This is a genomic window from Stieleria sedimenti, from assembly GCF_025060895.1.
Taxonomy (GTDB): domain Bacteria; phylum Planctomycetota; class Planctomycetia; order Pirellulales; family Pirellulaceae; genus Stieleria; species Stieleria sedimenti.
This window is the reverse complement of record NZ_JANZKV010000308.1, coordinates 1-10,105: the sequence shown is the minus strand read 5'-3', so window position 1 is coordinate 10,105 and position 10,105 is coordinate 1. Positions and strand designations below refer to the sequence as shown.

At 57.7% G+C, this 10,105-nt stretch carries 8 protein-coding genes; 3 read left to right on the top strand and 5 right to left on the bottom strand.

Annotated features, from left to right (window positions below; genetic code table 11):
• The first annotated feature begins 133 nt into the window (after positions 1-133).
• The gene (locus NZK35_RS31495; RefSeq protein ID WP_259636507.1) at positions 134-1,063 is read left to right on the top strand and encodes a PAC2 family protein; all 930 of its coding nucleotides are present in this window, start codon (positions 134-136) and stop codon (positions 1,061-1,063) included.
• Positions 1,064-1,333: 270 nt separating this feature from the next.
• Here the strand turns inward: NZK35_RS31495 and NZK35_RS31490 are convergent, their stop codons facing one another.
• The gene (locus NZK35_RS31490) at positions 1,334-1,600 is read right to left on the bottom strand and encodes a Sec-independent protein translocase subunit TatA/TatB (protein WP_145210059.1); all 267 of its coding nucleotides are present in this window, start codon (positions 1,598-1,600) and stop codon (positions 1,334-1,336) included.
• Positions 1,601-1,602: 2 nt separating this feature from the next.
• A complete protein-coding gene (gene tatA / locus NZK35_RS31485; RefSeq protein ID WP_095736822.1) occupies positions 1,603-1,818 on the bottom strand; it encodes a twin-arginine translocase TatA/TatE family subunit in 216 nt (71 codons plus the stop codon).
• Between the two features lie 431 nt (positions 1,819-2,249).
• On the opposite strand from tatA, the gene NZK35_RS31480 reads away from it, so the two are divergent.
• Positions 2,250-2,678 carry a TIGR03067 domain-containing protein gene (locus NZK35_RS31480; protein ID WP_259636506.1) on the top strand — a complete coding sequence of 143 codons (429 nt, stop codon included), beginning with the start codon at positions 2,250-2,252 and terminating at the stop codon, positions 2,676-2,678.
• Positions 2,679-3,031: 353 nt separating this feature from the next.
• Here NZK35_RS31480 and NZK35_RS31475 read toward each other — a convergent pair whose 3' ends face one another.
• The 3 genes from NZK35_RS31475 to NZK35_RS31465 all read right to left on the bottom strand — a co-directional run bounded on the left by NZK35_RS31475 (position 3,032) and on the right by NZK35_RS31465 (position 8,790).
• Positions 3,032-6,727, bottom strand: a complete 3,696-nt coding sequence (locus tag NZK35_RS31475) for a serine/threonine protein kinase (protein ID WP_259636505.1) — start codon at positions 6,725-6,727, stop codon at positions 3,032-3,034.
• 195 nt (positions 6,728-6,922) lie between these two features.
• Positions 6,923-7,531, bottom strand: coding sequence for an RNA polymerase sigma factor (locus NZK35_RS31470; RefSeq protein WP_259636504.1), 609 nt, complete (start codon positions 7,529-7,531; stop codon positions 6,923-6,925).
• A gap of 161 nt (positions 7,532-7,692) precedes the next feature.
• The gene (locus NZK35_RS31465; RefSeq protein WP_259636503.1) at positions 7,693-8,790 is read right to left on the bottom strand and encodes a hypothetical protein; all 1,098 of its coding nucleotides are present in this window, start codon (positions 8,788-8,790) and stop codon (positions 7,693-7,695) included.
• A gap of 97 nt (positions 8,791-8,887) precedes the next feature.
• Between NZK35_RS31465 and NZK35_RS31460 the strand changes: the two genes are divergently transcribed.
• Positions 8,888-9,937 carry a sugar phosphate isomerase/epimerase family protein gene (locus NZK35_RS31460; RefSeq protein ID WP_259636502.1) on the top strand — a complete coding sequence of 350 codons (1,050 nt, stop codon included), beginning with the start codon at positions 8,888-8,890 and terminating at the stop codon, positions 9,935-9,937.
• Positions 9,938-10,105 lie beyond the last annotated feature (168 nt).

Here is a 10,105-nt window from a genome sequence, read left to right as displayed (position 1 = left end):
TTGGGCTTTAGCCGCCCGGTTTTGCTGCTTCGCAGCAAGTCGAAACGCCTAAAGGCTGGACACCAACGTGTGCTGAAACCCTTGTGACTTCAGCCTCGACCCGACGTTGCATTTTCCCCACTGAGAAGAATTGATGAGCGAAGCGATTAAGTCGAAACGTCCATGGTTGGTCGCCGTTTGGCCCGGTATGGGGCACGTGGCGATCAGCGCGGGGTACTATCTGATGGCCAAATTGGGCATGCAGTATTTGGGCGAGTTCACGTCCAACGGTTTGTTTGATGTCGACTATGCGATCATTAAATCGGGGATCGTGCAAAAAACGCAGCGACCGCGGAGTCGTTTTTTCGTCTGGAGAGCCCCGGAGGGCAAACGTGACATCATCGTCTTCATCGGCGAAGCCCAGCCGCCGCTCGGCAAATTTGAGTTCTGCGAAAAGCTCATCGACTTTGCCCGCGACCAAGGCGTCGAACGCGTGTTTACCTTTGCCGCGATGGCGACGGACATGCATCCCGAACACGAATCACGCCTGTTCGGGGCCGCCACCGACCCACAGACGCTGAAGGAACTCGATCGCCCCGAAGTGCGTTATTTGGAAGAAGGCCACATCGGGGGACTCAACGGCGTGCTGCTTGCCGCCGCCGCCGACAAGGGAATGGAAGGCGTTTGCCTGCTCGGCGAAATGCCTCACATGTTCGCCCAACTGCCGTTCCCCAAGGCGTCGCTTGCGGTGCTGGAAGTGTTTGCCGAGATGGCAGAAGTTCCACTCGACTTCACCGAGTTGAAAGAACAAGCCCACGCCATCGAACAACAACTCGGTGAATTGCTGGCCAAGTTCAAGGAGAAGATGGAAGGCGGCGAGTCCGGCGCGTCCGAATCGTTTGAGCCCCCGCAAGACAGTGACGAAGAACTCGCCGAAGCGGACCAGGAACGGATCGAAACGATGTTCGCCCAAGCTGCCGATGACCGTTCGAAGGCGTATGAACTGAAGAATGAACTCGATCGGCTGGGCGTGTTTGATCAGTTCGAAGATCGGTTTCTGGACCTGTTCAAGCGATCGGAATAATCGTGGTCCGGAGGCGGAGGGGCAATGCCATCAACTTTGACGCCAAGCGGGGTATTTTTTGTTAGCGGTAGGGCGCGAGCCCTCCGGTCTTTCACGGTGTTTTTGAAGCGCGACCGGACGGCTCGCGCCGTTCCGCTAACACCTTTGGAGCCAAAGTAGATGGCATTGGGCGGAGGGGTTCCGGTGACGGGCCGGTCGCTGACGCGTCCCGCTGGGGTGGTGCCTCGCTGCGTGGGAATCACTTCCCACGCAGGAACAGAATCTTTCGGCTTAAGATGGTGGCGTGAACTTGGGCGCCGCCGGCTCGGAAGGTTCCTCGTCGTCGTCGGGTTCCACTTTCGACGATTCGTAAGGATTGAGCGCCTTGGTCGCTTCGTACTCGGCGGCGCGGAACTCTCGCTGGACCTCATTGAGGCGACTGCGGAATTCACGATAGATGCCGCCCGCTTTGCGAGCCACGTCGGGTAGATTGCCGCCGAACAAGACGACTGCGATCACCCCGATCACCATCATTTCAAAGGGACTGAGCCCGAACATTTCTATTCGTCCGATTTTTTGTCGGACAATTCATCGTCGTCGGCCGACTCGCTCATGCCACGCTTGAACTCGTTGGCACTCTTGCCCAGGTTACGCATCAGGCCCGGCAGCTTGGCACCACCGAACAACAGCAGCGCCAAGAACAACACGATCAGCATTTCCGGCATACCGGGAAATCCGATCGCATACAGACCGCTTGCAACTCCACATACAGACATCGTTTCGCTCCAAAAGAGGCTTGAGAATCAAAAACCCTCACGCACAAGTGCGGCGAAAGCGGGTCGGTCGGTTGGGCTTGTCCGGATCGCAAAGCGAGCTTTGCCAGAATTCCGGGGCCATCAACCACCTCCAGGACCGTCGTGTCGGGGGCGGGCGTGGGATTCACGGGGCGAATTCCACTGCCGCATTTTATTAAATCTCGGCCGCGAGTCAAAGCCCGGAAGGCCGGTCGCGGCATTTCCTGCTCGGATAGTGACGTCAGGCCCCGTGCCGAACGGGAATGATCGTTGGGATCGCCCGCGCTGGGGTCGACGTGACGATGCCGGCACCCCGCAATTTGCCGTCTGAAACCCCGCAGCGGGGATGGGATGCCGTTTAATCGATACAATGCGTCCTGTCACTCCTTCTCCGCTTCTCCAAGGTCCCCCCCATGCGATTTCAACTCCCATTGCTGGCTCTGTTCTTCGTCGCCACTGTGATCTTTAGCCCTGACGCCGCAGCGGCGGACAAGGAATTGGAAAAGCTGCAGGGCGATTGGACCGCCGAAGTCGAAACCGAAAACGGCAAGAAAAAGGCGACGCTCAGCGTTGATGGAAAGAAGATCCGGTTCGACGGCCCCGAGGGCAAAGAATGGTACGAGGGAACCTTTGAAATCGATGCCAGCGCCAAGCCGAAACGGATCTCGGTTCGGATCGAGGACTGCCCGATCGAGCAATTCAAGAAGCAGATTGTCGAAGGCATCTACACGCTCGAAGACGCCACCTGGACGATCTGCGCGACCGCCCCCGGCGCCCCCGAAGGCCCGTCCGGGTTCGACGACGAAAAAGCGAGGACGATCGAGTTTAAGAAGGAGAAGTAGGAGACTCGATTCACGCCATCCGGCCCGAGTGTTCGTCATGAATGAAAGGGGGCGACGGGTCAGAAAACAATTTGGTCAAAAGATGGGTTGGTCAAAAAATAGGGTGGTCGAGGATGGGAGCACTCGGACTGCACGTTGCTGAAACTGTTGGCGAGTTCCGCTACGCCCGCTAAGGCGATCTTTTAGCTTCCTATTTTTTGACCAATAAATTTTTTGACCAATACCGTCATCAAGGACCACACCAGCGCCCCACAAGAGGCGCACAAGCGTCGTCAAGGCTGCTCGTTGATGTTATTACCAGTTGGATGTCTCGCGATTCACGCAGACGCGTTTTGGTGAACGCGCGCGGTTCTTCAGGGAGTTTCCGTCGGCTTGGTATCAACTTTTCTCTGTTCAATCGCATCAACGAACGGTTTCTCTAGATCGCCGACTTGTACACCAACTTCTGCAGCCATCGATCGTAACCTTTCTCGTACTTCATCTAATCTCTCCACCGAGGATTCGTGATCCGCGTAGAAACGGATCAGCTTTAGAGTTTCTGTGCTTGGTTGATGAAGTAACGATTCCAGACCGAATCGCGAATGAACTGCTTGGAGCAGCGCATCAGGTTCTCGTTGATAGATTGCTTCGAGAATCATTGGAATCTTATTGGACATGACGTCGTACTGTTTAACGACGACCGCGGTCGCCATCGAACGCCAAAGTTGTTGTGTTACGACACCGTCTTCTTTCTCGGCAATTTGAATGACCGCGATCATGTCCGAAAGGCTAAACGATGCCGGTGGAACATTTTCCGAATCGTGTCTTGATGCCCCTTCTAGACGATCTATTTCTTGCGAGATTCGTTTCTTGACATAGCTTTCAAGACGCGGGTGATCGGTGACGTCTTCGCCAAGTAAAAGAATGATCTCCAATGCAGTTTGCCGGGCGTTCGATTCCACGTCAAAGCCTTGAAGTAGTCCCTGTTGGCCGGTCTTCGCGGAATACTGATCAGCGACGTCAAGCAATTGATCGCAAAGTTGAAGCAACTCTTCTCGCCGCTCCGGATCTGCTTTGGCGGTGCTGATCCAATTTCGCAACGCAGTGAGGCTTTCCGTCGAGACGGTGTCGACATAGACCCCGCTAAAAAAGTTTCTGATGGCCCAAACGGACGCTAATTTACTTTGGTCATTTCCTTTGTTGAGTTCATTTAATGCGACGTTCAGTCCGGGATCTGGAAGGTAGCGAGAAAAGACTCCTGGGAATTTCGCCATAAAACCTGGCGACGGCGCAGCACTGTTTGTGACGTCAAAACCGATCGGCGACCCTGCCCATTTCCCTCCGAAGCGACGCGCGAGTGACATCGTCCGTTCCGCCGCCATCCTGCGTGTGGTTGCGTCAGATTCGCGCGAAAGAATTTCCACCGCGTCGATCGCCTCAATCAACGATCCGAGATCGCGTTCACGGTCAAGTGAGTCCAGCCAACTGGCCAAGTCGCGGCCCTGAAAGAGCGTCTCGGGTGAAGCGTCCGTCGCGACCGATTCATCCTCGACGTAATTCATCATGGACATCCCGTCGCCTTCGTATCCGCTGTCGGACATGCCGGTGTTGTTCGGATCGGCGTTGTTGGCAGGAATAAAGCCCTGTTCCCAGATATTGCGTTCCTTTTCGGGAATCGCGAGGATCACGCTGGTCAATTCCTTCGAAGCCTCTTGAGAGAGTCCCATTCCTAGGCTGCGTGGCAAGTCGATCAACACTTCACGCGTCATCGACGCTGCCAATTTGCGTTGATCACCGGCGAGTTCGGACCAGGCGTCGGCGGTCGCCAGGCTGAGACAACAGCGGATCAGTTTGCTGGTGGTAAACTTGGAAATCGTGCCGCCCATCGCCCCGCCGGGATCGTATCCACCGCCGAAACCTCCCATCCCCCCGCCTATCCCGCCGTACAAACCACCGCTGCGGGCCACTGTCACTTGTCGGTACAAACAGGTGATCACCGCGGCACGGCTGTTGACGTTGCCCTCGATCAATTCCCGGACGGCGGTTTCGTACCATACGTCGAACGACGGTTCGGCAAAGACTTCCGTCAAACACCACATGAAATGTTCCGACGGCGTGATCGATTGGTCCGTCGTGCCCGGTAGCGGCGGCAGTTTTCGGCTCAGTCCGCCGAACTCACGCGCCCGCCGCAACACGGCCTCGATCACCGTCTGGACATCCGAGTTGGACGCCATCCCCCGCCGCGATAATTCCTGTAGTCCGCCGATCGAGGCGTACACGGCTTCACCGAGCGACTCGATCTCGGTTTCGGTTTGGATCTGTTCCAGCCAATACGAAAGCGGTTTCCCCTCGTAGCTGACAAGCTCCATTGGCGACGCCATCCCTCCCATGCCGCTCATTCCCTGCGTTCCCGTCGAGGCATCTGCTGTAGCGGGTTTGGTCGACGTAACGCTCGGGACAGCTCCCTCATCGTCCGGCGCTGCAGGGTTCGCCATCGCAGTTTCCGCCAGCAGCGGGTTGGCCGGTTCGGTTCGCTTGACGACGTCGATCGACTGCCGTGTCCCACGACCCACCGTGACGACCTCGTCACTGAGCCTCAGCGCGTCGCCGCCGCCGATGATTTCAATGTCGTAGGTCCCCTTGTGTAAGGTGGTGCGGTTCTCCTTGTCCGATTCGATCGTCAACTGATCGACGACGTCGTCCCCTTGCTTGACCAAAACCGTCAATCCGTCATGCTCGGAATGGATGACCAAATCCCCGCGATCGGTCTGGATCTTGATCACGATCGTGGCGGCAATCAAACACAGCGCCGCGGCAGACCCCATCAGCCAATGTTTGATTCTGCCGCGATCTTTAGAACCGCCGGACTTGGCGATCGACGGTAGCAAGGTGCTGCGCGGCAGATCGTCGGTGGAGTGTTTCCGAATCGCGTCACGCAGCAGACGTTTCAAATGACTCGGTTTCGCCATCGATTCCAATTGCCGAGCCACCTCCATCGCCGATGCCGGTCGCTTGGCCGGGTCACGCGACAACATGCCGGCGACAAAGCTGACGACATCGCGATCGACGTCACTTCGGATCGTGTCGAGCGGCTTGGCATCGCTGCTGGTGATCGCCAACACCTGCGCCGCCAACCCACGCTCGGAGCGGTGTGGCGGGTGGCCGGCGATCAATCGGTACAAAGTCGCGCCGAGTGAATAGATGTCCGATTGGGGACGCACATCCCGGCTATCGGCCAGCTGTTCCGGCGCCATGTAAGGCATCGTTCCCATCACGTGACCGACGGTGGTCAGGCGATCGTCTTTGGACAGCGGGTCATCTCCGTCGAGCACCAAACCAAGATCCAATAGTTTGATGGTTCCGGATTGAGTCAGCATCAAATTAGACGGTTTGATGTCTCGGTGGACCAAACCGCTGTCGTGGATGTGAGCCAACCCGAGTGCCGCCTGGCGAACGATTTCGCAGGCATCGGCAACGTTCAGTTGGCCGATCCGTCCGGCCACGCGGCCGATGTCCATCCCGTCCAGATATTCCATCACCAAATAGTGCCAGCCCGCTTCGTGTCCGGCATCGGTGGCGCACACGATGTGGGGGTGTTCCAGCGACGCGATCGTCGTCATCTCGCGATCAAACCGGTCCAACCAGCCGGCTTGGGTGACGCGTTCGGGCGGCAACAACTTGATCGCACAGCGGCGTTTGAGCCGTTGATGTTCGGCCAAGTAAACGGCGCCCATTCCGCCGCTGCCGATCAATTCCAACAGCCGATAGGGCCCGAGCATTTCAAACGGAGGCGGTGGAGCGACGGTCGAGGGAATCAGCGCTGACGATTGCTGTAGCAGTTGCTGAAGCGCGACTTGGCAGGCGGTTTCGTTCTGCACTCCCGCCCGAGCCGCGTCTTCGCAGGACGTGGATTCGCCGATCGCTTGCAGCCCGCCGTCGAACTGTTCCACCGCCGTGCGACAGGTTTCACAAGTGTCCAGATGCGAAATCGCCGAATCAAACTGCTCCCGGGACAAGTCCCCTTCGAGCACTTGTCGCAATTCATCTGGTTCCAAACAGTTACGTCTCATGGCGATCATCGATGGGCTCTCGTCGGTGGTGCAATTTTCGGCGGGACTCACCCGCCGTTACACCCTGACAACGGAGCGATTGGACAGTGTTTTGCGAAATAAATGAAGGCAGATGATTGGCATGCACAGCATGCCCTACGCCGCTCCATTTTTTGACCAAAATCTTCCTCCCTGCAAAATCTTCCTACCCCGCTTCTACTCCAACCCCTTCATCTCCAGCTGCAACCGCTGCAACACCCTGGCCCGAGCCTTGTAAACCGCCCATTTCGAGACGCCCATCTCGTCGGCGACGTCCAGCGGCGGGCGTCCGATCACGGTGGTCTCCCAAAACATCTGCCACGTCCGCTGGTCGAAGCACTGGCGCAGCAACTCGATCATCCGGCGACGGGCATCGAGCGAATCGGCTTGGGCGGTCGTCGGTGGATCATCCGCATCGGTCGCCTGAGCGTCGGCGATCTGCATCAAGGCCAGATTGGCGGCCGTGCCCCCGGCAGCCCTTTCCTCGGCCGCGATCCGCGCCCGGTCGCGAATTTTGTTGCGTGAGATGGTCCACAGCCAGCCGCGAAAGGTCGCTCCGTCCCGCCCGCCGTCAAACCGAGAAAGCGCTTTGGCGACGGAGGCAAACGTGTCTTGCATCACATCGGCGGCATCGGCCGCCTGGCAACCACATCGCCTGGCCCAGCCATAGACGATCGGGCCATAGACCTGGGCCAATTGTTTCCAACTCTCCGCATCCCCTTCGCGTGCACGCGCGAGCATGGAAGCGGAGGTGGACGGTTCATCGCGGCAATGTGTGTGACTCATGCCGCCATTGTAACCGGTCGAACCGACGGCGACGGGCACATTGCTGGCCCTCGTGAACCCTCCCCTCGCTGCGCTCAACCCTCCCTTTTAAGGGAGGGTTTCTAGAGGTTCGACCCTCCTGCCAGGAGAGTGTCGACGATCAATGGCCTTCGCCTGATGAGCTACGGCAGTTCGATCGTTTGCAGTGCCAACGTTCCTTTCACGTCGACGATCGCGACGGCGTGGCTGGCATCGAACTTGTCCATCTGCTTGACGCCGGAGAGCGACTCGATCGTTTCAAATTCTTGACCCGCAGTCCCGCCGCCCCGAACCGGTTCGCTCAGACCTTGGTTTTCCCCGATGCCTTCGGTGCTGATCTTCATCATCCCGCGAGCGGAGTTGTTCATCAGGATCGAAGTCTTGCCGTTCTTTTCGTAGACGACCATGTCCAAGGGTTGGTTGCGGTTGCCGAGTTCGGCGACGGTGGTGCCGCGAACCTTCTCCGAACCGTCAAGTGCATTGACGGGAAAACGAACCAAGGGCGTGCAGGTGAAACCGGCCAACAGACTCGGTTCACCGTCGACCACCATCGGCAAGAAGGTTTGGATCGTCGCATCTTCGACACGACCATGGGCGGCATGGAAAATGTCGACGCTGGTCGTCACGGTGTTTTCCGCGAACGGGAAGGGGAATTCGATCACGCGTGAGGGTGAGTCGCCGGCCGACAGCCCCGTCACCATGACTTTTCCTTCAAAGAATGCGACGTCGGTGATCGACGAATCGCGGGCGTTCCGCGTGCGTCCGCGACGCGTGACGTCTTTGTCTTCCGGCGGGTTGGGCAATGCCTTGGATGCGTGATGGACCTTGTCCAAGTTGACTTTCGTGATCTCGCTCTGACCGTCAACCTTTACCAAGTGAACCTGACCACCGGCAACAATGCTCAAGAACACGTTTCCCGTATCCGGATTCACCGCCAACTCACCGATTTCCAGATCGCCATCCAGTCCCAGCGACGACTTGATCGCGCCTTGCAGGTCCGCGATCGACGGGCCGCTGGCGCGGGTGCCGGCGTCTTCGGTGGCGATAGCGTAGACCGTCGCGGCTTTGGGATCACCGACCAACAACACACCGGACGTGGCGAAGGTCATCGGACCAACCGACTGAAGCTCGACGGGCCCGAGGGTCATGCCGGTTGGAGCTGCGATAACAGCCGACGTGGCCAACAAAACCGCGAAACAGCAAGCGGACAACGCTCGTCCGAATGGTAAAACGGTGGGCATGTTAGAATCCTTGTTGAAAAAAGGGAGGGAGACTGCACCGGAAGCACCCTTACCATAACGGATCCACCGAGACGAATACACAAAGAGGAATGACCAGATGGCAAAGACAGATCAAAATCGTTGCGTCCCCTTGGGACAGAACCGAACGGTCAGCCGCCGAGATGCCATCGCTGCGGGGCTGGCGACCACCGGAATGGCCTTCGCCACGTCGACAAATGCACAGGATGCCACCAGTCCACCGGCCGCTTCGATCAAAGACGATCGAAAATCATCGCCCAAACGCTACCGAGCCAAGAAATCGATCAACCAGTGGGCGTTCCCCTATCCCGACCGGATGTCGCTTCGTGAATGCATGCAACTTGCCAAAGACGCCGGATTCGACGGGATCGAATTAAATTACGACCTCGACAATGACCTCTCCCCCAATGCATCGAACAAGGAACTGGTCGGCATTCGCGACCTGGCGGATGAAATCGGGATCGAAATCAGCGGCCTGTGTTCGTTCCTGTTCTGGCCCTATCCGCTGTCCAGCCTGGATGCGTCCAAGCGAAACCGCGGCATCGAACTGGCCGGTTTGATGGCCGACGCGGCGGCAACGATGAAGGTCGAGAACTTGCTGGTCGTCCCCGGCGCCGTTCACATCCCCTGGCGCGACGACCACACCCCCGTGCCCAACGACAAATGTGAAGCATTGGCGCGGGAGGCCGTCGGTTCACTGGTCAAGGGAGCTGAAAAGAAAGGTGTGTCGCTGAACATGGAAAACATTTTCTTCAACGGCTTTTTGATGACACCGATGGAAATGAATGACTTCGTCGACGGCTTCGGCAGCGAGAACGTTCAGGTCCACTACGACACCGGCAACATCTCCATGTTCCAACACGCCGAGCATTGGGTACCGATCCTGGGTCAGCGGACCAAGAACATTCACTTCAAAGAATTTACGAAGAAAGGAACCGACTACTCCTTGGAAACCTTCCGCCCGCTCTTGGACGGAACCACCAACTGGCCCGCGGTGATGGATGAGCTCGAGAAGATCGATTATGAAGGTTACGTGACGTTTGAGTACTTTCACCCCTACCCGCATTACCCCGAAGCGTTGATCTATCAAACGTCCGATTCGCTCGATCGGATCTTGGGAAGAATTTAGGGGCATTCGCATTCGATCTCGATTCGCTGCAGAGCAGCGAAGCAGAGCGGCTGAAGCCCAATACCGCTAAGTTAACATGAATGAGGGGGCCCGGACGCTGGCGCGAACCGGCTGATGTCAAACGAATATCAGCCGTTTGGCGCGAGCCTACGGGCCCTCATCTGAAGA

Excerpts from the sequence above, each read along its gene's own strand:
- NZK35_RS31495 (WP_259636507.1), top strand. The coding sequence starts at position 134 with ATGAGCGAAGCGATTAAGTCGAAACGTCCATGGTTGGTCGCCGTTTGG.
- NZK35_RS31490 (WP_145210059.1), bottom strand. The coding sequence starts at position 1,600 with ATGTTCGGGCTCAGTCCCTTTGAAATGATGGTGATCGGGGTGATCGCA.
- tatA (WP_095736822.1), bottom strand. The coding sequence starts at position 1,818 with ATGTCTGTATGTGGAGTTGCAAGCGGTCTGTATGCGATCGGATTTCCC.
- NZK35_RS31480 (WP_259636506.1), top strand. The coding sequence starts at position 2,250 with ATGCGATTTCAACTCCCATTGCTGGCTCTGTTCTTCGTCGCCACTGTG.
- NZK35_RS31475 (WP_259636505.1), bottom strand. The coding sequence starts at position 6,727 with ATGAGACGTAACTGTTTGGAACCAGATGAATTGCGACAAGTGCTCGAA.
- NZK35_RS31470 (WP_259636504.1), bottom strand. The coding sequence starts at position 7,531 with ATGAGTCACACACATTGCCGCGATGAACCGTCCACCTCCGCTTCCATG.
- NZK35_RS31465 (WP_259636503.1), bottom strand. The coding sequence starts at position 8,790 with ATGCCCACCGTTTTACCATTCGGACGAGCGTTGTCCGCTTGCTGTTTC.
- NZK35_RS31460 (WP_259636502.1), top strand. The coding sequence starts at position 8,888 with ATGGCAAAGACAGATCAAAATCGTTGCGTCCCCTTGGGACAGAACCGA.